This is a genomic window from Sanguibacter sp. Leaf3, assembly GCF_001425965.1.
GTDB lineage: Bacteria > Actinomycetota > Actinomycetes > Actinomycetales > Cellulomonadaceae > Sanguibacter > Sanguibacter inulinus.
Map to the genome: position 1 here is coordinate 14935 of NZ_LMRH01000004.1, position 23134 is coordinate 38068.

23 protein-coding genes are annotated in these 23134 nt (G+C 72.4%); 16 read left to right on the plus strand and 7 right to left on the minus strand.

Annotated elements, in window-relative coordinates:
* Positions 1 to 342 precede the first annotated feature (342 nt).
* Positions 343 to 1905: an arabinosylfuranosidase ArfA gene (arfA, locus tag ASG53_RS17550; protein WP_056136529.1), complete on the plus strand. Its 1563-nt coding sequence runs from the start codon at positions 343 to 345 to the stop codon at positions 1903 to 1905.
* Between the two features lie 59 nt (positions 1906 to 1964).
* On the opposite strand, the gene ASG53_RS17555 is transcribed toward arfA, so the two are convergent.
* Positions 1965 to 2882, minus strand: a complete 918-nt coding sequence (locus ASG53_RS17555) for an HAD family hydrolase (RefSeq protein ID WP_082544186.1) — start codon at positions 2880 to 2882, stop codon at positions 1965 to 1967.
* A 59-nt stretch (positions 2883 to 2941) separates the two neighbouring features.
* Here ASG53_RS17555 and ASG53_RS17560 point away from each other — a divergent pair, with 59 nt between their 5' ends.
* On the plus strand, positions 2942 to 3187 hold the full coding sequence (locus ASG53_RS17560; protein WP_056136531.1) for a glutaredoxin family protein: 246 nt from the start codon (positions 2942 to 2944) through the stop codon (positions 3185 to 3187).
* On the opposite strand, the gene ASG53_RS17565 is transcribed toward ASG53_RS17560, so the two are convergent.
* On the minus strand, positions 3177 to 4403 hold the full coding sequence (locus tag ASG53_RS17565; protein ID WP_156382884.1) for an FUSC family protein: 1227 nt from the start codon (positions 4401 to 4403) through the stop codon (positions 3177 to 3179). The genes ASG53_RS17560 and ASG53_RS17565 overlap by 11 nt on opposite strands.
* Before the next feature lie 70 nt (positions 4404 to 4473).
* Between ASG53_RS17565 and ASG53_RS17570 the strand changes: the two genes are divergently transcribed.
* The gene (locus ASG53_RS17570; protein ID WP_056136535.1) at positions 4474 to 5190 is read left to right on the plus strand and encodes a redox-sensing transcriptional repressor Rex; all 717 of its coding nucleotides are present in this window, start codon (positions 4474 to 4476) and stop codon (positions 5188 to 5190) included.
* A gap of 208 nt (positions 5191 to 5398) precedes the next feature.
* Here the strand turns inward: ASG53_RS17570 and ASG53_RS17575 are convergent, their stop codons facing one another.
* Positions 5399 to 5944: a YceI family protein gene (locus ASG53_RS17575; protein ID WP_056136537.1), complete on the minus strand. Its 546-nt coding sequence runs from the start codon at positions 5942 to 5944 to the stop codon at positions 5399 to 5401.
* Between the two features lie 251 nt (positions 5945 to 6195).
* Between ASG53_RS17575 and ASG53_RS17580 the strand changes: the two genes are divergently transcribed.
* The 6 genes from ASG53_RS17580 to ccsB all read left to right on the plus strand — a co-directional run bounded on the left by ASG53_RS17580 (position 6196) and on the right by ccsB (position 11731).
* Positions 6196 to 6675 (plus strand): MarR family winged helix-turn-helix transcriptional regulator, encoded by a 480-nt coding sequence (locus ASG53_RS17580; RefSeq protein WP_056136539.1) that lies wholly within the window; start codon positions 6196 to 6198, stop codon positions 6673 to 6675.
* Between the two features lie 50 nt (positions 6676 to 6725).
* Positions 6726 to 7370 (plus strand): histidine phosphatase family protein, encoded by a 645-nt coding sequence (locus ASG53_RS17585; protein ID WP_056136541.1) that lies wholly within the window; start codon positions 6726 to 6728, stop codon positions 7368 to 7370.
* A 176-nt stretch (positions 7371 to 7546) separates the two neighbouring features.
* On the plus strand, positions 7547 to 8125 hold the full coding sequence (locus ASG53_RS17590) for a TlpA family protein disulfide reductase (RefSeq protein ID WP_056136542.1): 579 nt from the start codon (positions 7547 to 7549) through the stop codon (positions 8123 to 8125).
* Positions 8126 to 8133: 8 nt separating this feature from the next.
* Positions 8134 to 8955 carry a cytochrome c biogenesis CcdA family protein gene (locus tag ASG53_RS17595; RefSeq protein ID WP_082544246.1) on the plus strand — a complete coding sequence of 274 codons (822 nt, stop codon included), beginning with the start codon at positions 8134 to 8136 and terminating at the stop codon, positions 8953 to 8955.
* Positions 8955 to 10706 carry a cytochrome c biogenesis protein ResB gene (gene resB / locus ASG53_RS17600; RefSeq protein WP_056136545.1) on the plus strand — a complete coding sequence of 584 codons (1752 nt, stop codon included), beginning with the start codon at positions 8955 to 8957 and terminating at the stop codon, positions 10704 to 10706. Before ASG53_RS17595 ends, resB begins: the two co-directional genes overlap by 1 nt.
* Positions 10703 to 11731, plus strand: coding sequence for a c-type cytochrome biogenesis protein CcsB (gene ccsB, locus ASG53_RS17605; protein WP_056136547.1), 1029 nt, complete (start codon positions 10703 to 10705; stop codon positions 11729 to 11731). The genes resB and ccsB overlap by 4 nt, the downstream gene beginning before the upstream one ends.
* Before the next feature lie 179 nt (positions 11732 to 11910).
* Here the strand turns inward: ccsB and ASG53_RS19660 are convergent, their stop codons facing one another.
* Complete coding sequence (locus tag ASG53_RS19660; protein ID WP_082544187.1) at positions 11911 to 12453, minus strand: PLD nuclease N-terminal domain-containing protein; 543 nt, start codon at positions 12451 to 12453, stop codon at positions 11911 to 11913.
* A gap of 30 nt (positions 12454 to 12483) precedes the next feature.
* Between ASG53_RS19660 and ASG53_RS17615 the strand changes: the two genes are divergently transcribed.
* Positions 12484 to 12876: a DUF4229 domain-containing protein gene (locus ASG53_RS17615; protein ID WP_056136550.1), complete on the plus strand. Its 393-nt coding sequence runs from the start codon at positions 12484 to 12486 to the stop codon at positions 12874 to 12876.
* Here ASG53_RS17615 and ASG53_RS17620 read toward each other — a convergent pair.
* A complete protein-coding gene (locus ASG53_RS17620; protein WP_056136552.1) occupies positions 12847 to 13716 on the minus strand; it encodes a 1,4-dihydroxy-2-naphthoate polyprenyltransferase in 870 nt (289 codons plus the stop codon). The two genes, ASG53_RS17615 and ASG53_RS17620, sit on opposite strands and share 30 nt — an antisense overlap.
* 10 nt (positions 13717 to 13726) lie before the next feature.
* Positions 13727 to 14947, minus strand: coding sequence for an AMP-binding protein (locus ASG53_RS17625; RefSeq protein WP_056136554.1), 1221 nt, complete (start codon positions 14945 to 14947; stop codon positions 13727 to 13729).
* A gap of 119 nt (positions 14948 to 15066) precedes the next feature.
* Between ASG53_RS17625 and ASG53_RS17630 the strand changes: the two genes are divergently transcribed.
* Complete coding sequence (locus ASG53_RS17630; protein ID WP_056136556.1) at positions 15067 to 16155, plus strand: DUF3048 domain-containing protein; 1089 nt, start codon at positions 15067 to 15069, stop codon at positions 16153 to 16155.
* Positions 16156 to 16271: 116 nt separating this feature from the next.
* Complete coding sequence (locus tag ASG53_RS17635; protein WP_056136558.1) at positions 16272 to 16532, plus strand: hypothetical protein; 261 nt, start codon at positions 16272 to 16274, stop codon at positions 16530 to 16532.
* Between the two features lie 89 nt (positions 16533 to 16621).
* Here the strand turns inward: ASG53_RS17635 and ASG53_RS17640 are convergent, their stop codons facing one another.
* Entirely contained in the window at positions 16622 to 17587 is a 966-nt protein-coding gene (locus tag ASG53_RS17640; protein WP_056136560.1) for a 1,4-dihydroxy-2-naphthoyl-CoA synthase, read from the minus strand.
* Between the two features lie 79 nt (positions 17588 to 17666).
* Between ASG53_RS17640 and ASG53_RS17645 the strand changes: the two genes are divergently transcribed.
* From ASG53_RS17645 to ASG53_RS17660, 4 genes are all read left to right on the plus strand, one after another.
* Positions 17667 to 18371, plus strand: coding sequence for a TetR/AcrR family transcriptional regulator (locus ASG53_RS17645; protein ID WP_056136561.1), 705 nt, complete (start codon positions 17667 to 17669; stop codon positions 18369 to 18371).
* A 9-nt stretch (positions 18372 to 18380) separates the two neighbouring features.
* Complete coding sequence (locus ASG53_RS17650) at positions 18381 to 19376, plus strand: o-succinylbenzoate synthase (protein ID WP_056136563.1); 996 nt, start codon at positions 18381 to 18383, stop codon at positions 19374 to 19376.
* A complete protein-coding gene (gene menD / locus ASG53_RS17655) occupies positions 19373 to 21328 on the plus strand; it encodes a 2-succinyl-5-enolpyruvyl-6-hydroxy-3-cyclohexene-1-carboxylic-acid synthase (protein ID WP_056136565.1) in 1956 nt (651 codons plus the stop codon). The genes ASG53_RS17650 and menD overlap by 4 nt, the downstream gene beginning before the upstream one ends.
* 124 nt (positions 21329 to 21452) lie before the next feature.
* Positions 21453 to 23060 (plus strand): S1C family serine protease, encoded by a 1608-nt coding sequence (locus ASG53_RS17660; RefSeq protein WP_056136567.1) that lies wholly within the window; start codon positions 21453 to 21455, stop codon positions 23058 to 23060.
* Positions 23061 to 23134 lie beyond the last annotated feature (74 nt).

Consider the following 23134-nt stretch of genomic DNA (forward strand, 5'->3'; position numbering starts at 1 on the left):
CCCCGCCGTTCTTCATCGTTGTACAACCTCGGGTAAGGAGCACAGTAACCCCACCCGGACGGTTTTGCCGACCCCTCTCGGTCGGCCCGACGTGGAGTCGTCCGCTCTGTCCGAACTGTCTGGCGGGGGAGCGGCACCCCTCGGCGCCTCGATCGGCAAGACCTCCGGACGCGGTCGGGCGGGGTGGTCCTGCTCCGCACGGGCGAGGCCGAGCGCCGCTGTTGACGCTCTCAGAGTGCTGGTGCATGATCTCTCTACAACGATGTAGAACCTGGCGCCAGAGGCTCGCCCTGCGCCCGGGACCCACGCGGCACCGACGCCCGTGCACACGACAGGAGAACCATGAGCCACGCCACCCCGACCGACGCCGCAGGCGCGAACTCCTCGGCCGTCACCCTGACGCTCGACCCGGCCTTCACCGTCGGACCTGTCCGGCGCCGCACCTTCGGCTCCTTCGTCGAGCACCTCGGACGCTGCGTCTACACAGGCATCCACGACCCTGAGCACGAGAGCGCTGACGAGCACGGCTTCCGCGGGGACGTCGTCGAGCTCACCCGCGAGCTCGGTGTCTCGACGGTCCGCTACCCCGGTGGCAACTTCGTGTCCGGCTACCGCTGGGAGGACGGCATCGGCCCGAAGGACCAGCGCCCCACCCGCCTCGACCTCGCCTGGCACTCGAGCGACCCGAACCTCGTGGGTGTCGACGAGTTCATGCAGTGGGCCCGCAAGGCTGGTGTCGAGCCGATGATGGCCGTCAACCTCGGCACGCGCGGGATCCAGGAGGCGCTCGACCTGCTGGAGTACTGCAACGTCCCGGGCGGCACCTACTACTCCGACCTGCGCCGGGCGAACGGCCACGAAGAGCCGTACCGCATCACGATGTGGTGCCTGGGCAACGAGATGGACGGACCCTGGCAGATCGGCCACAAGACCGCCGAGGAGTATGCGCGGCTCGCCACCGAGACAGCCCGCGCCATGCGGATGATCGACCCGAGCATCGAGCTGGTCGTCTGCGGCTCGTCGTCCTCGTCGATGCCGACCTTCGGCGCGTGGGAGGCCACGGTCCTCGAGGAGTCCTACGAGTTCGTCGACTACATCTCGGCGCACGCGTACTACTTCGAGGAGGACGGCGACCTCGGGTCCTTCCTCGCCTCGGCTGTCGACATGGACCACTTCATCGAGTCCGTGACGGCTGCCGCCGACTACGTGCGGGCCGCGGGCAAGCACACGAAGCGGATCAACATCTCCTTCGACGAGTGGAACGTCTGGTACCAGAAGCGCGCGGAGTCGGTCCCGCCGACGGGGGACGACTGGCCCGTCGCGCCGGTCCTGCTCGAAGACCGCTACAACGTCGCCGACGCCGTGGTCGTGGGCAACCTGCTCGTCTCGCTGCTGCGCAACACCGACCGCGTGCACGCGGCGTCGCTCGCCCAGCTCGTCAACGTCATCGCGCCGATCATGACCGAGCCGGGCGGGCGGTCCTGGAAGCAGACCATCTTCCACCCCTTCGCGCAGGCGTCGGAGCACGCCGTGGGCGACGTCCTGCGGGTCGGCATCGAGGCGCCGACCTACCCGACGGCACGCTTCGGCGAGGTCCCGCTCGTCGACGCCGTCGCCACCCGCGACCCTGAGACCGGGGCCGTGAGCCTCTTCGTCGTCAACCGCTCGACCGACGGCTCGACGGGCGTCACCGTGGACCTCAGCGCCCTGCGCCACGCTGCTGGCGGCGCTGACGTCGACGTGGTCGAGGCGCTCACCCTGTCCAACCCCGACCACACCTGGGCTGCCACGGCCGACGACTCGACCTCGGTCCTGCCGCAGGACAACAGCACGGCGAAGGTCGTCGACGGTGTGCTGACCGTCGACCTGCCGGCAGTCTCGTGGACGATGGTCCGCCTCGGCTGAGGTCGCCGCGCACCACGAGAGGGCCGGGGCACGCAGCCCCGGCCCTCTCGTCGACTCTGCTAGTGCCCCAGACGCCCGCGGACCGCGCGCGTCGCCGACCTGACGACGAGCCCAGCGGCCCAGGCGAGGCCCGCCCAGCTCGCGGTCTTCATGCCGCGCTTGGCGGCGCGGCGCTTCCCGCGGAACTCACGGATCGGCCAGCCGATCGTCTTGGAGTGCTTGCGCAGCCGCGGGTCGGGGTTGATCGCGCACGGGTTGCCGACTGTCGACAGCAGCGGCACGTCGTTCATCGAGTCGCCGTAGGCGGACGAGGCCTCGAGGTCGATGTCGAGGTCCGCTGCGAGCACCTGCACGGCGTTGGCCTTCGCTGTGCCGTGCATCATGTCGCCGACGAGGCGCCCTGTGTAGAAGCCGTTCGAGTGCTCGGCGACGGTCCCGAGCGCGCCCGTCGCGCCCAGGCGCCGCGCGATGAGGTCGCCGATCTCGACGGGCGTCGCCGTGACGAGCCACACCTGGTGGCCTGCGGCCTGGTGGGCGTCGAGCAGCTTCTGCGTGCCCGGGAAGATCCGCTGCGAGAGGACCTGGTCGTAGACCTCTTCGCCGATCGCCACGACCTCGGCGACAGAGTGGCCTGTCATGAGGAACAGCGCGCGCGAGCGCACCTCGTCGATCTGCTGGTTGGTCTCGCCGAAGGCGAGGTAGCGCGCCTGCTGGAACGCGAAGTTGAAGATGTCCCGCTTGCGGAAGAAGCCTCGGCGCCACAGCGCGCGGGCGAGGTAGAACGAGCTCGCCCCGCGGATGATCGTGTTGTCGACGTCGAAGAACGCGGCGACCGGCCGTGCGGCTGCGGCGCCCTGCTCGTCGGGGGAGGCGCCGGGGGCTGGGGAGGTCGTGCTCACGTCGGCCGTCGTCAGGGCCGTCTCGGCCACCACCTCGCCCGACTCCGGGTCTGTCCTGTCGATGCGCACGCCACCCACTCTAACCAGGGACGGGCTGCGGGGCAGGTGGGCGGAGCCGACCGCCTAGTGTGGGTCGCGTGAACCCTGAAGAACGAGTCGTGGTCTTCACCCGCGACGACTGCCACCTGTGCGTCGAGGCCCTCGAGGTTGTCGCGCGCGTCTGCGACGACCTCGGCGAGGCGTGGCGCACGACCGACGTCGACGCCTCCGAGGAGCTCCGTGCGCGGTACGGCGACCACGTGCCCGTCGTCGAGGTCGACGGTGTGCAGCAGGCCTTCTGGCGGGTCGACGAGGCGCGGCTGCGCAGGTCGCTCACGGCCTGAGCCGCTCGGTGGTGCCACCCTCCTCGCCGTTCTCGCCGTTCTGGCTCTCACCGTCGCCCTCGACGTCGTCGACACCGGCCTCTTCCTCGGCGCGGCGCTCGTCGGCGTCCGCCCCGACCGACCTGAGAGCGCGGTCGAGGCCGAGGACCAGCGCACCAGCGGCGAGGAAGTCGCCCTCCCGGCGCGACCGCTGCTCGCGGACCGCGTCCCGCAGCGCGTCGACGGCATGCTGGAGGGCTGTCGGCGGGTCGGGGATCGAGTCGTCCGTGGAGACCTCGAGGGCGCGGAGCGCGGCTGCGTACTCTGCGAGGGCGTCGGCCGCCGGCGGACGCAGGTCCGGGCCGAGGGCGGGGTCGCGTGCGGTCTGCGTCTCGGTCTCGGTCAGCAGGTTCGTGAGGTGGTCGACGAGGTTCGCGTGCTTCTCGAGCATGACCGACCGCCTGGCCTGGGCGACCGACCAGGCGCTGTAGCGCCGGGCGTGCCAGTTGCCCTTGCTGGCCTCGCCCGCGTACGCGACGGCCGCCCGGCTCTTCTCGAGGACCGGGCGGATCGCGAAACGCCTGTCGTCCCACTCCTCAGCGGTCGGGGGCCGGTCACCGCGCAGCCCGTCAGCGAGGGAGTCGAGCTGGTCGGCGAGCGTGTCGCGCAGCCCGTCGAGCGCCACGTCCGAGGGGGACAGCGGCAGGGGTGGGAAGGCGAAGTTCACGCCGATGCCGACGAGCGCCCCGGCGACCACGAGTCCCGCGTAGGCCCCGACGAAGTCGCCGGGGTCGCCGCTGCCGATCACGAGGACGAAGAGCGCCGTCGTGGTGACGTACGCGCCCATCTCGCCGAGCCGGCTCCATCCTGCCCCGAGCGTGGCGAGGCACACGACGACGGCGATCGACAGCGCACCGGGGTCGAGGAAGGCGTCGGCGAGCCGGGCGATCACGACCCCGAGCAAGATCGCGCCTGTGGTCTGGGCGGTCTCCCGGACCGACCGGGCGACCGTGGTCGACGTGGCGATGACCGCGCCGAGCGGCGCGTAGTAGGGATAGTCGGAGAAGGGGGCCGGGGCCAGCACGCCGACGTACCAGGCGAGGGCCGCGGCGACCGACGCCTTGACGGCCATCGACCAGCGGGGGTTGAGGGCCCACAGCCGCAGCGCGCGCCCGGTGAGGACCCCGGTGCGGCTGGTCCGGACGCGGGCGGTGATCTGAGCGGGACGTGGGGGCACGAGCCCCACCGTACGAACCTGTCGACGGGCACGCGCGCCGAGCGGCTGTGCACGGCCCTACCCTGAGGGGATGACCGCGCCCCGCCCCGAGCCCACCACCTCGGCAGCCGAGGCCGTGGGGCTCCGCGAGGTCGTCGAGATCCGCCGCACCATGCCGCCGGCGAGCGTCGAGCGACTCCCGGGGTACCTGCGGGTGCTCACCGACCTGGCCGCCCGAGGCGTGACGAGTGCCTCCTCGCAGCAGCTCGCCGAGCTCGCGGGCGTGGGCCCGGCCCAGCTGCGCAAAGACCTCAGCCATCTCGGCTCCCACGGGCGGCGCGGGGTGGGCTACGACGTCGACACGCTGCGCGAGCGCGTCCAGTCGGCCCTCGGGCTCGTCGTCGAGCTGCGGGTCGCGATCGTCGGGGCGGGCAACCTCGGTCACGCCCTCGCCAACTACTCGGGCTTCGGAGCCCGCGGCTTCACCGTCGCGGCGCTGCTCGACTCGAACCCCGCGCTCGTGGGGACAGAGGTGGCCGGGGTGGTGGTCGAGGACGTCGCCCGGCTCGCCGACGTCGTGCGCGACCTCGACGTGTCGATCGTCGTGATCGCGACCCCCGGCGAGCACGCGCAGGGGGTGTGCGACGTGGTCGTCGCAGCCGGCGTGCGGGAGATCCTCAACTTCGCCCCGCGCGCGCTCCAGGTCCCCGACGACGTCGAGCTGCGCTCGGTCGACCTCGGCAGCGAGCTGCAGATCCTCGCCTTCCACTCGCGCGAGCGGTCGGGCCGGGAGGCCGCGGGGCTGTAGGTCGCCGCCTCGCGACCGAGATGCCGCCAGACCGAGAGCCTGCGAGGCCGAGATCCCGCCAGGCTGAGATCCCGCCAGACGCCGAGAGCCCGCCTGCGCAGGGGCAGGCGGGCTCTCAGGGGGCCGGTCGGGGAGCCGGGGGTCGCTCCGTCCGGTGGCCGGGTGACAGGACCTGCGGCGCCGCCGCGGTCAGGTCGTGGTGCTCGGGTCAGGCCTTGATGGCCGAGATGTCGAGCGAGATCTTGACCTTGTCGCTGACGAGCACGCCGCCGGCCTCGAGGGCCACGTTCCAGGTGAGGCCGAAGTCCTTGCGGGAGATCTCCGTCTTGGCCTCGAAGCCTGCGCGCGGGTTGCCGTAGGCGTCGACCGCGGTGCCGTCGAACTCGGTCTCGAGCTCGACCGACTTCGTGACGCCGTTGATGGTGAGGTCGCCGGTCACGACGAAGTCGTCGCCGTCGGAGGAGACCGAGGTGGAGGTGAAGGTCCAGGTCGGGTTCTTCTCGGCGTCCCAGAAGTCGGCGCTGGTGAGGTGCGCGTCGCGGTCCGGCGAGCCGGTGTTGACGGCGGTCGCGTCGAGCTCGGCGACGACGGTCGAGCTCTCGACGTCCTCACCGATGGTGATGGTCGCGGAGTTCAGGCCGAGGGTGCCGCGGACCTTGGAGATGCCGGCGTGGCGGACGACGAAGGCCGCGGTGCTGTGGCTGGGGTCGGCGTTGTAGGTGCCGGCGACGAGTCCGTTGGGGAGTGCAGTCATGATGTGAGCTCCTGAGGTGTTCCGTGCTCGGACGGGCTGGACCCGGACGAGCGGCGAGTGGACGGCGGGAGGTTCTCTCTCACCTTCAATAATTGAATCTTCTACTAAGTTGCCGCGAGGCGCAAGTCCCCCCCGTCTCCCGATTCTTGCGCCGGAGTCTCCGTCACGCGCGTCGGGCCGCTAGGGTCCAAGAGGGGGATGGCAGGCCGACCCCTGCCTCCGCAGGCCTGGGACCAGGAGATACGTGAGTGATGAGCAGCGACAGCGGACCGATCCCGTGGCTCGACGACGAGCAGCAGGTGAGCTGGCGATCGTTCCTCGAGGGCAGCGCGCGCCTCACCGAGGCGCTCAACCGTGACCTCGACGCCGAGTCCCAGCTCTCGCTCCACGAGTACGAGGTGCTCGTCAGGCTGTCCGAGAACCCCGAGCGCACGCTGCGCATGTCGGCGCTCGCGGACACCCTCGCGCACTCGCGCAGCCGCGTGACCCACACCGTCCGACGGCTCGAAGACCGCGGGCTGGTCCGGCGCCAGGCCTGCCTCGACGACGGGCGCGGGGTCGACTGCGTGCTGACCGACGCCGGGATGGCGACGCTCGCCGAGGCTGCGCCCCACCACGTGAGGTCGGTCCGGCGCCACATGGTCGACGTCCTGAGCCCTGAGCAGATGCGGGTCCTCGGCGAGGCGATGTCCCTCGTCGCCGGGGCGTGCCGCAGGTCCGACGCGGACTGAGCTCGGCCGTGCGTGAAGGGGGCGGGCGAGAAGTTTGGGAGGATGGGCCCATGGCCACCACCACAGTGCACCTCATGCGACACGGCGAAGTCTTCAACCCCGAGAAGATCCTCTACGGACGGATCCCGGGCTACCACCTCTCCGAGCTGGGGCACCAGATGGCCCAGCGCGTCGCCGACCACTTCTCGGCAGGGGACTTCGACATCACCGTCGTCACCGCGTCGCCGCTCCAGCGCGCGCAGGAGACCGCGACCCCGATCGCCGCAGGTCTCGGCCTCGAGCTCGGGACCGACGAGCGCCTCATCGAGGCGGGCAACTACTTCGAGGGCAAGACCTTCGGCGTGGGCGACGGGTCCCTGCGGCACCCCGAGCACTGGCCGCACCTCATCAACCCCTTCCGCCCGTCGTGGGGCGAGGCCTACAAGGAGCAGGTCGCGCGCATGCACGCCGCCGTCGAGACCGCCCGCCAGCAGGCCGAGGGCCACGAGGCCGTGCTCGTCAGCCACCAGCTGCCGATCTGGATCGCGCGCCAGGCCTTCGAGAACAAGCGGCTCTGGCACGACCCCCGCAAGCGTCAGTGCTCGCTCGCCTCGGTGACCTCGCTGCGCTTCGACGGTGACCGCCTCGTCGGGCTCCACTACACAGAGCCTGCGGCGGCCCTGCTGCCCGGTGCCTCGGGCGTCTCGGGAGCCTGACGGTCGTCCTCGTCAGGGAGGCCGGTCGCCCACGTCACACCGTGGGACGACCGGCTTCTCAGACATCTCTCAGTGACATCGGGGATAGTGGGCGGGTGCACCCTGCTCTTCTCCGCCCCCGCCTGACGTCCGTCTCCCAGCCCGGCCGACGAGGTGCCCGACGACCCCGCGCCGCCGTGGCGGTGTCCGTCCTGGCCGGCGCAGCGCTCCTGCTCGCCGGCTGCGCCTCCGACTCCGGCAACACCAACCCTGACGACGTCCAGGGCCAGGGGTACCAGTCGGGCGACGGCAGCCTGCGGACCTGGTCGCTCGACGAGCGGGGCGACGTGGTCGACCTCTCGGGAGTCGACTTCGAGGGCGAGGCCGTGGCCACCCGCTCCGACGAGGACGCCGTGGTCGTCCTCAACACCTGGTACGCGGCCTGCCCGCCGTGCCGCGCCGAGGCACCCGACCTGCTGACCGTCGCGACAGACCGCGCGGACGACGGGGTGAGGTTCATCGGCATCAACGGCGTCGACGACGCCGGTGCCGCCCTCGCCTTCGAGCGTGAGCACGACATCACGTGGCCCTCGATCGCCGACACCGACGGCTCGGTCGTCGCCTCCCTCCAGGAGGTCGTGCCGGTCCGCGCCGTGCCGACGACAGTCGTCCTGGACCGCCAGGGCCGGGTCGCGGCACGCGTCCTCGGCCAGGTCGACGCGACCACGCTCGACGGGCTGATCGACGACGTCCTCGCCGAGCCGGCAGGGGCTTGATCTCCACCGTGCATACGCTCATCGGGGCCGGTCCGGCCCTGCAGACCCAGGCTGCCGGCATCGGCGAGACCTTCGCGACCACGGCGTTCAGCGGCGCGATGATCCTCGCGGTCCCTGTCGCGCTGCTCGCCGGGTTCATCTCCTTCGCGTCGCCCTGCGTGCTGCCCCTCGTCCCCGGCTACCTCGGCTTCGTCAGCGGGCTGTCAGCGTCGAGCGTCTCCGACCCCGGCGCTCCCGGCCGTGCCTCGGCCGGTCGCGGCAGGCTGCTGCTCGGCGTGAGCCTCTTCGTCCTCGGCTTCACGGTCGTGTACGTGGCCATCGGGATCGTCAGCGGCACCGTCGGGTCCTTCCTGATCCGCTGGGAGGACGTCATCACCCGGGTCCTCGGGGTCGTCGTGATCGTCATGGGTCTCGCCTTCCTCGGGGCCGTGCCTGCCCTCCAGCGTGAGCGGCGGATGCACGTCAGCCCCCGCGCCAGCCTGTGGGGCGCGCCGCTGCTCGGCTTCGCCTTCGGGCTCGGCTGGGCCCCGTGCATGGGCCCGACCCTCGTGGCGATCAACGCCCTCGCCTTCCAGGAGGGCTCGGCGCTGCGCGGCGGCATCCTTGCGGTCGCGTACTGCATCGGCCTCGGCCTGCCCTTCTTGCTGCTCGCCCTCGGGCTGCAGTCCAGCACGCGAGGCGTCGCGTTCCTGCGCAAGCACCGCCTCGCCGTCATGAGGATCGGCGGGGCGCTCCTCGTCCTCGTCGGCCTCGCCCTCGTCACCGGCCTGTGGGGCGAGCTCACGAGGTCCATGCAGGGCCTCATCAGCGGGACGGAGACTCTGGTCTGATGGCCGACGACACCAGCGGGACGACCGCAGGCGGCTCGTACCGCCCCGAAGGCATCGCCGACGAGTTCAGCGGGGCGGCCGACACCTCGACGACCAGCCCCGGGCCGACAGTCCCCAGGCTCGGCGCGGTCGGGATGCTGCGCTTCGCGTGGCGCCAGCTCACCTCGATGCGGGTCGCCCTGTTCCTGCTCATGCTGCTCGCCGTCGCGGCCGTGCCCGGCTCGGTGTTCCCGCAGCAGAAGCAGGACCCTGCGGCGGTCGCGCAGTACATGATCGACAACCCGACGCTCGGCGAGTGGCTCAACCGCCTCGGGTTCTTCGACGTGTACGCCTCGGTGTGGTTCTCGGCCATCTACATCTTGCTGTTCACCTCCCTCGTCGGGTGCATCCTGCCGCGCACCAAGGCGCACCTGCACGCGCTGCGCACGGCGCCGCCGCGCACGCCCCGCCGCTTCGCGAGGTTCCCGGCCCGGGGCCGCTACCTCGCCCCGGCGGATCTCGTGGGCCCGGAGGACGTCTCGGCCGCGGCCGTGAAGCACCTGCGCCGCCGCTATCTCGGTCTGCCTGCCTTCCGCGTGGTCACCGACGTCGAGCCGAGCGGTGCGCTGACCGTGAGCGCGGAGCGCGGCTACCTGCGCGAGACCGGCAACCTGGTGTTCCACATCAGCCTGCTGGGCATCCTCATCTCCTTCGGGGCCGGGCAGATGCTCGAGTACCGCGGGCAGGCGATCGTCGTCGAGGGTCGCGGCTTCGCCAACTCTGTCGTCGACTACGACACCTTCGAGTCGGGGGCGCTCTTCGACGAGAACAGCCTCGAGCCCTTCTCGATGACCCTCGACTCCTTCGAGTCGCAGTTCCGGATCACCGACGCCAAGGCGCAGGACTTCACGGCCTTCGTCACGGTCCGCGAGACCGACGGCACCGAGCGTGCCGACCAGATCAAGGTGAACCACCCGCTCGACCAGTCGGGCGCCAAGATCTACCTGCAGGGCAACGGCTTCGCGCCGAGCGTCACGGTCCGTGACTCTGCCGGCGAGATCGCCTTCGCGGGGTCGGTGCCGTTCCTGCCGCAGGACGACGTGTACACCTCGCAGGGCGTCATCAAGGTCCCCGACGTCTCGACGGGGGAGCAGGTCGGCCTCGTCGGCTATCTGCTCCCGACAGCCGAGGTGACAGACTCCGGTGCCCGGTCGATCTTCCCGGACCCCATCAACCCGATGCTCGTGCTGACCGTGTTCCACGGCGACCTCGGGCTCGACGACGGGGTGCCGCAGAACGTGTACAGGCTCGACACCGACGGCATGACGCAGTCGCTCGAGGAGGACGGCACGGCGGTCACGCTGCTCGTCGGCCAGGGCGAGACCGTGGACCTCCCGGACGGGCTCGGGACCATCGAGTTCGACGCGCTGCCCCGCTTCGTCGCCCTCGACCTGCGGCACGACCCGACGCTCGGCTGGTTGCTCGCCTCCTCCCTCGGTGCCCTCCTCGGCGTCTCTGTCTCGCTCTTCACCCCGCGCCGACGCATCTGGGTCCGCGCGACCCAGGACGAGGCACCGGACCCCGACGGCAGCGGCCGGACCGTCCGACGTACAGTGGTCGAGGTGGCCGGGCTCGCGCGCGGCGACGACACCGGCCTCCAGGGCGAGGTCGACGCGCTGCTCCACGCCCTCCCGGCGCTCCCCGAGGACCTGACCCACCCGCAGCACGGCACCAGCACCCCCGACAGCAGCACCCGAAAGGCCGACCGATGAACCTCTCTGAGATCAGCGATCTCCTCGCGTGGGGGGCCGCGACCGCGTACACCGTCGCGATGATCGCCTTCGCGATGGACCTCTCCCAGGTGACCGACGCGATGGTGCAGCGCAAGACCGCACGCGCAGCCAAGACCACCGTCCTGGCCGGCAGCGGCGGCCCCGAGCAGTACGGCGTGTCGTCGGCGACCGCGCCCTCCGAGGTCGTCGAGGAGCGTCGTCGCAGCAAGGCCCTCGGCATCGCGATGTCGACCACGACGATCGGGTTCCTGATCCACGCGGCCGCCTTCGCGACCCGCTGGGTCGCGGCCGGGCACGTCCCGTGGGCCAACATGTACGAGTTCTGGCTCAGCGGCACCTTCGTGGCCGTCGGGTTGTTCCTGCTGCTCCAGCTCAAGGTCGACGTGAGGTTCCTCGGCGTCGTCGTGACCTTCCTCAGTGCGATGTTCCTGGTGCTCGGGCTCAACGTGTTCCACGTGGTGGCCGACGAGGTCCAGCCGGCGCTGCAGAACTACTGGCTCGTGATCCACGTCGGTGTCGCCGTGACAGCGACGGGCATCTTCACGGTGTCCTTCGCGACGAGCGCGCTCCAGCTGCTCCGTGACTCCCGCGACAACGGCTCGACGCTGCTCCGCGGCGAGGGCACCGTCGTGCGGGGCCGCAATGTCGCCGCCTGGCGCCTGATGAACTGGCGCTTCCTCGACCAGATCCCCACGCCGACGGCTCTCGAGGCCCTGAGCTTCAGGCTCAACGCCGTGGGCTTCGTGCTGTGGACCTTCACGATCATCGGTGGCGCGATCTGGGCCGAGGACGCCTGGGGCCGGGCCTGGGGCTGGGACCCCAAGGAGGTCTGGAGCTTTGTCATCTGGGTCGTCTACGCGGCCTACCTCCACGCCCGCACGACCCGCGGCTGGGCCGGTCGACGTGCCGCCTGGTTCGTCGTGGTCGGCTACGCCTGCGTGCTGTTCAACTTCACGGGCGTGAACCTGCTCTTCACCGGGAAGCACTCCTACTCCGGCATCTGAGCCTGGTTCCCCGGCAGCTCTCCCGGCACGAGATGACCCCCAGCACCGTCACGGTGCTGGGGGTCTTCTCGTCGGCGGGGTAGCCGTCGTGCGGTGGCGCGTCGTCCGGGATGGCTGTCGTGCGCTGTGCCCGTCGTGCGGGGTGCGCCGGGGCGAGCCGGCACGGAGCTGCGTCGGCGTCAGACCGAGGGGCCGCGGCTCGGGGTGCTGCCGTCGGTGTCGTCGTGCCCGTCGGTGCTCTCGCTGCTCGCGTCGCCCTGCGTCCCGTCGGTCCCGAGGCTGCTCGGGTCCTGGGGGGCCCGAGGCGGGTCGACCACGTCGCCCGTGGGGGCTGCCGGGCCGTCGGCGCGCGGGTCGCCGTCCAGGAGGTCGTCAGGCTGGACGGCTGCGCCCTCGCGGCGGGCCTGCTCGCGCTGCTCGCGAGCCAGGCGCCACAAGAAGTCGGGGTCGTCGTCGGGTGCGACAGGCTGGTTCGGACGGCGGCGGCCGCGGGCCGGGGCGCCAGGGAAGGAGGCGCGTCCGGAGGCGGGGGCTGCGGCGGAGCGCCGCGACCGGCTGTACGCGATCCAGGCGAGCGGACCGAAGTACACGAGCACCACGATGATGATCACCCACAGCCACTTCGGGATCCCGCCCCTGTCGCGCTCGTCGCTCGTGGCGAAGTCGCTGAGGGCATAGACGAGCAGGGCGAAGGCGGCGATGACTGCGAGTACTCGGAGCATCCCTCCAGCCTAAGCGTTTAGTCTGGGAGCGTGCCCTTCATCATCTACTCCGCGCTGCGGATCGCCCTGATCGTCGTCGTCGGCGTCGTGCTCTACCTCGTGGGGATGCGCGGCTGGCTGCTCGGGGTCGTCGCGATCCTCGTCGCGCTGCTGGTCTCGTACCTCGCGCTGAGCCGTCAGCGGGAGGCCGCGGCGCTGTACATCGCGACGCGTCGCACACAGCGTCAGACGAGCGGGGTGCAGCTCACCGAGCGCCTCGACCGCGACAACGCCGACGAGGACGAGGCGATCGACGCGTCCGCCGGGCGGCCGGCGCGTGGGGCGACTGTCCCGGTCGACGACCAGGCCCCCGCCGTTCAGGCCGCGCCCGCTCCCGGCGAGGTGCCTGTCACGTCAGATCGCGAGACCGATCCCGAGAAGTAGGCCGAAGCCGAGCTCGTACATGCCCGTCCCTGCGAGGACGGGCACGAGCAGCAGGCCGCGCGCCCCGGCGATCACGGGCAGCGTGAGCAGGACGGCCGGGAAGGCCAGCAGCAGCACGATGACGGCCCAGCCGTTCGCGAAGGCGCAGAGCAGGCCGAGCAGCAGCGGCAGCCAGATCATCAGCACGTAGACCCGCCGTGCCCGGAACTCTCCGAGGCGCACGGCCAGCGTCCGCTTGCCCACGAGCATGTCGGTCGGCACGTCGCGGATGTTGTTGACCATGAGGATCGCGCAGGCGAGCAGACCGACCGCGACGGCTCCCAGGACCGCAGGGACGGTGATCTGGTCCGCCTGGGTGTAGGTCGTGCCGAGCACGGCCACGAGGCCGAAGAAGACGAAGACGCCGACCTCACCCAGACCGCGGTAGCCGTAGGGGTTCTTGCCACCGGTGTAGTACCAGGCCGCTGCGATCGAGAGCACGCCGACGGCGATCAGCCACCAGTGCCCGGTGATGACGACGAGTGCGAGACCGGCGAGGGCTCCGACGCCGAAGGCTGCGAAGGCGGCGGTCTTGACCTGCGACGCCTGTGCGGCGCCCGAGCCCGTCAGGCGCAGCGGGCCGACCCTGTCCGCGTCTGTGCCGCGCACGCCGTCGGAGTAGTCGTTGGCGTAGTTGACACCCACCTGGAGCGCGACGGCGACCACCAGGGCGAGGAGCGCGGCACCGAGGTGGAAGGCGTCGATCTGCGCCGCTGCGCCCGAGCCCACCATCACGGGGGTGGCGGCGGCGGGGAGGGTGCGGGGGCGTGCCCCTGCGACCCACTCGGAGGAGGTGGCCATGGTGCTCCGTTCAGCGGTCGGACGTCGAGGTCGGTCGTCCGAGACAACGCGCCGCGAGCAGCGCGACCGCACGGCGGTCGACCTTTCCGGGTCCGCGGAGCGCGAGGGCGTCGGTGACGACGACGTGGCGGGGTGCGGCCGGCGCTCCCAGGATATCGGTGACGTGGGACCGGGCCTCGGCGAGGAGGGTGTCCTGCGACACGTCGGTGCCGCCGAGCGCCGGCGTGACGACCGCGACGACGACCTCGCCCCACTCGGGGTCGGGCAGCCCGACCACGCAGACCTCGCCGACCTCGGGGAGGCCGACGAGGACGGCCTCGACTGCTGCAGGGGCGACGTTGACACCGCCGCTGATGATGACGTCGTCGGCCCGTCCGAGCACCGTGAGCGTCCCGTCGGGGGCCAGCTCGCCGAGGTCGCTCGTCCGGAACCACCGGGCTGGACCTGACCCGGCGCCGGACAGGGCACGAGGTCCCGCACCTGTTGCCGGGGCCGCTGCTGGGGTTGCCGGGAGGTCGGTCACGAAGGCGGCCGCGGTCGCCTCTGGGTCGTCGACATAGCCGTCGGCCAAGACCGGCCCGGAGATCTGGACGCGTCCGTCGACGGTGCGGACGTTGACCCCGTCGAGGGGACGGCCGTCGTAGACGCACCCGCCAGCCGTCTCGCTCATGCCGTAGGTGGTGACCACCCTGACGCCTGCGGCACGGAGCTCGGCAAGGACAGGGGCCGGGGTGGCCGCGCCGCCGAGCAGCACGGCGTCGAAGGAGGCGAGCGCGTCGAGCCCTGCAGAGTCCCCGCCACGAGCCTCTGCGATCAGCCTGTGCACCTGCGTGGGCACGAGCGAGGTGTAGCGCCGCGTGCCGTCGACCTGGTCTGCTGCGGCCGCGAAGGCCGCACCGCGGAAGGTGGGCGCAAGGTCGAGGACCACGGGCGCGGTCCCTGCGAGCACAGATCTGGCGACCACCTGCAGCCCGGCCACGTGCGTGGTGGGCAGGGCGAGGAGCCACGAGCCGTGGCCGCCGAGCCGTGCGGCGGTCGCCGTCCCGGAGGCGCGCAGCGCGGTGCCCGAGACCTGCACGCGTCGAGGTTCACCGGTCGATCCAGAGGTCGGGACCACGACGCACGCGGACGCCTCGCCCGGGGCGGCGGCGAAGGCGGTCTCGACGCGCCGTCGGGCGTCGTCTGCCGCGAGGTGGGTCGCGCTCGGGGAGGTTTCAGCCGGGTCCTTCACCAGACCAGACTAGGTCGGGTCCTACTCTTGTCTCGACCCGCGCGCAGCGGCCGTGCCCAGCACAGGCCCGCGCGCTCAGCACCAGACGGCCTCAGAGCCCGTGACGAGGGAGCCCCCACGTGCAGCGACACCACCGCACGCCGACCGGAACCGCGAGACGGCAGGGCCGCGCCAGGCTCGCCGTCGCGCTCGTCTCGACCGCGCTGCTGCTGGCCGGGTGCTCGGGCGACGGCGACGCGACCGTGACCACCGGAGCCACCCCCGACGCGACGTCCGACAGGGGTGCGGCGCCGGACCCGGCTCTGCCGACGACCTGGCCGCTCACCGGTGTCGAGTCCGCCGAGCTCGCGAACCGCCCGGCGATCGCCGTGAAGATCGAGAACTCGCGCGAGGCGCGCCCGCAGACCGGGCTCGAGGCAGCCGACGTCGTCTGGGAGGAGGTCGTCGAGGGCGGGGTGACGCGCTACATCGCGGTCTACCACTCTCAGCAGCCCGAGGTCGTCGGGCCGATCCGGTCGGTCCGCCCGATGGACGCGAACATCATCGCGCCGCTGCACGGCCTCATGGTCTTCTCCGGCGGGCAGCCGCCCTTCGTCGACGCCGTGGCCACCAGCGGGCTCCAGATCGTCTCGAACGACCGCGGCGACGCAGGATTCTCGAGGTCCTCGGACCGTCGCGCCCCGCACAACGTCTACGGGGCCCTCGCCGAGTTCGCCGGGCAGGCAGACCCGACGCACCTGGACTCCCCGGCCGAGCAGTTCGAGTTCGCGGCCGACCCCGCGAGCGCGTCGACGGCTGCGGGCACCCCGGCAGGCGCGCTGGCGATCACGATGTCCGGCTACAGCAGCCCCTCCTGGGCGTGGGACGCGGCCTCGGGCCGCTACCTGCGGTCCGAGGGGACGACCCCCGCCGTCTCGGTGACCGGAGAGCAGCTCGGGGCGACCAACGTGGTCGTGCTGAGCGTTCCTGTCGTGGACACGGCCTTCCTCGACCCGGCGGGCACCCCGGTCCCCGAGACCCAGGTCATCGGTTCCGGTGAGGCTCTCGTGGTCTCCGGCGGCCAGTCCGTCCCGGCGACCTGGAGCAAGGAGGGGACGGGCACGCCTGTCGTCCTCACCGGAGCCGACGGCCAACCCGTCCAGCTCGCTCCTGGGAACACCTGGGTCGAGCTCGTCCCGAGCAACGGCGGGGCGTTCTCGATCGGCTGACTCATCCGTCAGGCTGACCCCGGCGCACCGGGGTCAGCCTGACGCATGACGGCCGGGGGACCACGACCATCCGTCGGCCCGATGTGCCCGCGCCCGCGCGAGGGAAAGATCGAGTCATGGCAACCTTCACGCACCCCAGGCTCCCGATCCGTCAGGCTCGCTCCGCACGCCCAGCTCGCGCGACGACGCCCTCAGTCCGCAGGTCCGTCACCTCGCGGGCCGTCACCGGCTACGACTCGACCGACGAGCCGCGCCGCGCCGCATCCGTGGTCCCCGTCCTGCTGGCCTTCGGGGCGCTCGTCCTGCTGAGCGTCGCGGCGGCGTACTTCGGCCGCGAGGTGATCTCCTTCGTCGGCTCTTTCCTCGCGGCGCCCTGAGCCCCACGGCTGACTCGCAGCCGCTGCCCCCAGCGTCCCGCTGAACAGCCGCTGCCCCTGGGCGTCCCGCAGAGCAGCAGGCGTCTCGCTCAGAAGTAGTACGGGTACGCCGACCAGTCGGGGTCCCGGCGCTCGAGGAACGCGTCCCGGCCCTCGACGGCCTCGTCCGTCATGTACGCCAGACGCGTCGCCTCACCGGCGAAGACCTGCTGGCCCGCGAGCCCGTCGTCGGCGAGGTTGAAGGCGAACTTGAGCATCCGGATCGCCTGCGGCGACTTCGTCGCGATGGTCCGTGCGTACTCGAGGGCGAGGTCTTCCACGTCGGCGTGGTCGGCCACCTCGTTCACGGCGCCCCACTCGTAGGCGTCCTGCGCCGAGTACTCCCGGGCGAGGAAGAACACCTCGCGCGCCCGCTTCTGGCCCACCTGCCGGGCGAAGAGCGCCGAGCCGTAGCCGGCGTCGAAGGACCCCACGTTCGCGTCGGTCTGCTTGAACCGTGCGTGCTCGCGGCTCGCGATCGACAGGTCCGCCACGACGTGGAGCGAGTGACCGCCGCCGGCCGCCCAGCCGTTGACCACGGCGATGACCACCTTCGGCATGGTCCGCATGAGCCGCTGGACCTCGAGGATGTGCAGCCGGCCGGCCTGGGCGGGGTCGATGTGGTCGGCCGTCTGCGCCGCAGAGCCGGACTCGTCGGCCGTCGTGTACCTGTAGCCGTCACGCCCGCGGATGCGCTGGTCGCCACCCGAGCAGAAGGCCCAGCCGCCGTCCTTGGGGCTCGGCCCGTTGCCGGTGAGGATCACCGCGGCGACGTCGGAGGTCATGCGTGCGTGGTCCATCACCCTGTGCAGCTCGTCCACGGTGTGCGGACGGAAGGCGTTGCGGACCTCGGGCCTGTCGAAGGCGATGCGCACCACGGGGAGGTCGCGCTCCTGCTCGCCGGTCCTGTCCACGCCGCGGTGGTACGTGATGTCGGTCAGCTCCTCGAAGCCGGCGACCAGGCGCCACCTCTCGGGGTCGAAGGTCTGGGACACAGGTGCGGGGAGAGAGCTCACGCACCCACCCTAGGCGACAGCGCCCGCGCCGCGACCGCCCCGAAACATGCCGGTCACAGAGCCTCGCTATGGTCTGCGGGTGACCACGCCGCTGCGCCGCCAACCCCGGGGGGCCGCGCGCCGCGACGCGATCGTCGAGGCCGCCGCCGCCCTGGTCGTCGAGGCCGGCCCCTCGACCCTCACGCACAGGACCATCGCGCAGCGCGCCGACGTTCCCCTCGCGGCGACCACGTACTACTTCGCCTCTCTCGACGACCTCGTGGGCGCGGCAGGGACCCGGCTCGCGGAGCGGTGGGCGGTCCACGCCGACGCCGTGCTCGCCGCTGTGACAGCCGAGGTGACAGCCGACCTGACGGCCGAGGTGACAGCCGACCTGACAGCCGAGGTGACCGCAGGTGCGACCGCAGGGGTGGCTGAAGTCCTCGGGCGACCTGGCTCCGTCGCCGCGGTGCTCTCGCTCGAGCGCCGGTGCGCCGTGCTCGTCGACGCCGTCCTGCCGGCCGGCGGTCCCCTCGCCGTCCGCGGCCACTACGAGCACCTCGTGAGCGCGGGACGCGACGACACCCTCGCCGGTGCCTACGCGGCCGGGCGCGCCGGGCTCGACGAGGCCGTCACGCAGATCGTGGACCTGCTGGACATCCCTGTGGGGCCCGAGATCGTCGTGGCCGTCGTCGACGGGGCTGCGGTGTCGGCGCTCAGCGAGGGCGGTGACGTGCGGGTGCACGCCGAGCTCCTCCTGCGGCGCACGCTGCTCGCGCTCCAGCCCGCGGTCGCCGGGGCCTAACCTGGTCAGGTGCACGTCTACACGACCCCCCTGACCACGCGGTTCCGAGGCCTCGACGCCCGCGACGGCGTCCTGCTCGAGGGAGCAGCCGGCTGGGGCGAGTTCTCGCCCTTCTGGGACTACGACGACGCGGAGTCCGCCGCCTGGTGGTCTGCGGCCCGCGAGGCCGCCGACCTCGGCTGGCCCGCCCCGGTGCGCACCCACGTGCCCGTCAACGTCACCGTCCCGGCGACCGACCCCGAGCGTGCGCGCAGCATCGTGCTCGCCTCGGGCGGCTGCCGGACCGCGAAGGTCAAGGTCGCCGAGCGCGGGCAGAGCCTCGCCGAGGAGATCGCCCGGCTCGAGGCCGTCCGGGACGCGCTCGGACCCGGCGGCAGGATCCGCATCGACGCCAACGGGGCGTGGGAGGTCGACGAGGCCGTCTCCAGGCTGGTCCACCTCGACCGCGCCGCAGGCGGGCTCGAGTACGTGGAGCAGCCGTGCGCCGACGTCGCCGGTCTCGCAGCCGTGCGCCGACGCACCTCGGTGCCCGTCGCCGCCGACGAGTCTGTCCGCCGGGCCGAGGATCCCTTCGAGGTCGTCCGGCAGGACGCTGCCGACATCATCGTGCTCAAGGTCCAGCCCCTCGGCGGGGTCCGTGCCTGCCTCGAGCTGGCCGAGCAGGTCGGGCTGCCCGTCGTCGTCTCGTCAGCCCTCGAGAGCTCGGTCGGTCTGGCTGCCGGGGTGGCCCTCGCGGCCGCGCTGCCGCGCCTCGAGCACGCCTGCGGGCTGGCCACCTCCCAGCTGCTCGTGCAGGACACCGTCGACGAGCCGTTGCTCCCAGTCGACGGCGCGATCGCCGTCGGGCGTCCTGTCCCGAGCCCGGCGTCCCTCGAGGCGACCGACGCCGCCAGACTGGCGCCCGAGGTCGCCCGGCGCTGGGCCGAGCGGGTGACCCGCGTCGAGGCGCTCGTCGCGAGCACCCCCGGCGCCGGGTCCGCCCGCCACGGCGGGGGAGCGGCGTGAGCGCCGCACCGTCCGGGCCTGCAGCATCGGCTCCCTCGGTGGTCGCTGCGCACACCCTCGTCGAGACCCTGGTCGGTCTGGGGGTCCGTGAGGTCGTCCTCGCACCGGGGTCGCGCAGCGCACCCCTCGCCTACGCCCTCGCGCACGCCGTGCGCTCGGGCTGCCACCCGGGTCTGCGTCTGCACGTGCGTGTCGACGAGCGCGACGCGGGCTTCCTCGCGCTCGGTCTGGCCAAGGGTGCTGGTCTCGTGGCCGGGCGGTCCGCGCGTGGGGTGACGGCAGGCTCCTCGTCTGACGTCCCCTCGCCGGCTGCCCCCTCGCCGACCGCACCTGTCGCCGTGGTGACGACCTCCGGGACTGCCGTGGCCAACCTGCACCCGGCCGTCCTCGAGGCGCACCACGCGGGGGTCCCGCTGCTCCTGCTGACCGCAGACCGCCCGCACGAGCTGCGGGGCACCGGTGCCAACCAGACGGGCGACCAGGTCGGGATCTTCGGCACAGCGACCCGGCTGGCTCTCGACGTGCCTGCGCCGACGGGTCGTCCGGGTGAGCTCGGCGACCTGCGTGCGCAGCTCGGTCGTGCCGTCGCGGCGGCCACCGGCAGCCGGACGGCGTCCCCAGGGCCGGTCCAGGTGAACCTGGCCTACAGGGACCCGCTCGTCCCGACGGCCGCTGACGTCGAGCTGCTCTCACGGGGGCCGGCCGTCGATGGCGGTGCCGGGTCGTCGCCCCTGGTGCTCGCCCGCGTGGTCCCCCGGGAGACGGCGACCGACGCCCCTGCGGAGATCCTCGCGCTCGCCGACGAGCCGGCGACGGTGGTCGTCGCCGGTGACGGCGCCGGGGACGTCGCACGTGCCCTCGCCGAGGCCCGCGGCTGGCCCCTGCTCGCCGAGGTGTCCTCGGGCGCTGCGGCCGGGCCGAACCTCGTCGCTGCGCACCGCCTCGTGCTCGGCGGCTCGCCGTTGACGGCACAGGTCCACCAGGTCGTGGTGCTGGGCCGACCGACGGTGTCCCGTCCCGTCCAGACGCTCCTCGGCTCGGGGTCGAGGGTCGTGGTCGTGGCGCCCGGTGCCGAGCAGTGGCCTGATGCCGCGCGCTCTGCGTCGGTCGTGCTCGCCGCGGTCCCCTCCGCCTGGCTCGACCAGGCTGGCGGGCCGGACCGGCTCGACGAGCCCGACGAGCCCGGACGACCTGGCGAGCCCGACGGATCTGGCGCGGTCCCTGCGGCCGGGCGCTCGTGGCTCGAGAGGTGGCAGACCGCCTCGACCGCAGCCCGCACCGTCGTCGAGACGACCGTGGCTGGTGGCGGGGGGACCGGCCCAGACGCAGGCACCGGCACCGGCGCACGTCCCACCTCGCTCGCCGTGGCGGCCGAGGTCGCGCGGGCCAGCCAGCCTGACGACGTGCTCGTCGTCGGGTCGAGCAGCCCGGCCCGCGACCTCGAGCTCGTCGCCTCCTGGCACGACGCGCCCGTCGTCGTGTCGAACCGTGGTCTCGCCGGGATCGACGGCACGGTCTCGACCGTCGTCGGCGTCGCGCTCGCCGCGCAGGCCACCGGCCCGACGACGGTCCGAGCCCTGCTCGGCGACCTCACGTTCTTGCACGACGTCGGCGGTCTGCTCCGCGGGCCCGACGAACCCGCAGTCCAGGCGCAGGTCGTGGTCGTGAACGACGACGGGGGAGCGATCTTCGCGACCCTCGAGCACGGACGCCCCGAGCACGCGGACATCTTCGAGAGGGTCTTCGCGACCCCGCACGGCGCCGACCTCGGTGCGCTCTGCGCCGGGTACGGGGTGCACCACGAGGCCGTCAGCAGCGTCGGAGCCCTGCGTGAGGTGCTCGCCGCGCCCCGCCCGGGGATCAGCGTCGTCGAGGTGGTGGTCGACCGCCAGGACCGTGGTCCGCAGGGTCGGGCGCTCGCAGACCGGGTGACGGCGGCGCTCGGCGGCTGAGGCTCCGCCGCACCTCGCGTACCGGACATCATTCGCAGCAAGTTCCCAGGAAAGTTCAAGGGTCGCCACAGATCGAGGGGGTTGAGTAGGGGTCAGCAGAAAGACCCGGAGAGAGGGAACCCCCATGACGACTCAGCACACACCAGCAGACGGAACCCCCGCGGACGGCGCTGACCGTCTGCAGGGCAACCAGCCCACCGAGCGCATCGAGCCGATGCAGCCGACCCGGCCGATGCCGCCAGTCCCCGAGGCGCCCCGGACCGAGGCCGTGCCGCAGGCGCACGCCGCACGGTCAGAGCACCAGCCTCAGCACGACACGTACAGCACGCACCAGGGCTCGGGCCAGCACGGCTTCGCAGGTGCCCAGCACGCTCCCCAGCAGCACCAGCAGCAGGCCTACGGCGCGGCCTTCGGCCAGCAGCCCCCGCAGGGCGGTGGCTCGGCCGTCGCGACGGCACCGGCCAAGCGACGCCTCGTGCTGCCGATCGCCACGACGGCCGTCCTGGCCGCCGTGCTCGCCAGCGCCGGCACCGCCGCGCTGACGGGCCAGCTCGGCTCGGACGACGCCGCGGGCACAGCCCCGACGAGCATCAGCAGCGTCGGCCAGAAGAACGACAGCTCGGTGGCCGTCCCGGTCGCCGAGTCGACCGACGGCTCGCCCGACTGGAAGGCCGTCAGCGCAGCCGTCGCGCCCTCCGTGGTCGCGATCAAGGTGACGACGGCCGAGGGCCAGGGCGAGGGCTCGGGCGTCATCATCGACGACCAGGGCCACATCCTCACCAACGACCACGTCGTCGGCGGCGCGAACGACGACACCGTCCAGGTGACGCTCGCCGACGGCCGGGTGTACGAGGCCAAGATCACCGGTCTCGACCCCGCGACAGACCTCGCGGTCGTGCAGATCGTCGACCCGCCCTCAGACCTCCAGTCGGCCGTCTTCGCCGACTCGGCCGAGGTGACCGTCGGCGACGCCGTGATGGCCGTGGGCAACCCGCTCGGCCTGTCGAACACCGCGACCACGGGCATCGTCTCCGCGATCGACCGCCCCGTGAGCACGGCGACCTCGGCGAGCAGCCAGGCACCCGTGGTCACCAACGCGATCCAGATCGACGCCGCGATCAACCCGGGCAACAGCGGTGGACCGCTCTTCAACTCCCGTGGTGAGGTCATCGGCATCACCTCGTCGATCGCGTCGCTGTCCCAGTCGAGCTCGTCGAGCCAGTCCGGCTCGATCGGCCTCGGCTTCGCGATCCCCTCGACCCTCGCGAAGAACATCGGCGGGCAGCTGATCGACTCCGGGACCGCAGAGCACGCCTTCCTCGGCGTCACGCTCGGCGACGGTACCGGCACGGCCGACGGCACCACCCGTCAGGGTGCTGTCGTGGGCACGGTCTCGGACGGCTCGCCGGCCTCGGAGGCCGGGCTGCAGGCCGACGACGTGGTCGTCGCGATCGACGGCAAGGCGGTCACGGGCGCGGAGTCGCTCACGGGCTTCGTCCGCGGTCTCGCCTCAGGCACCGAGGTCACCCTCACGGTGATCCGCGACGGCAAGTCGATCGACGTCCCCGTGACGCTGGCGACGAAGACCGAAGACGCGACCAGCAACGACCAGGGCTCGGACGGCAGCGGCGACAGCGGGAGCACGCTCCCCGGTCAGGGCACGCTGCCCGGCTCGGAGTCCCCGGGCAACATCCCGGACCTGGGCGACCTGTTCCCCGGCCAGAACGGCTGAGGACAGGACACACACTCCTCCCCGGCGCGCCCCCCTCGCGCCGGGTGAGGACCCGGCGGCGCCACGTTCCCCTG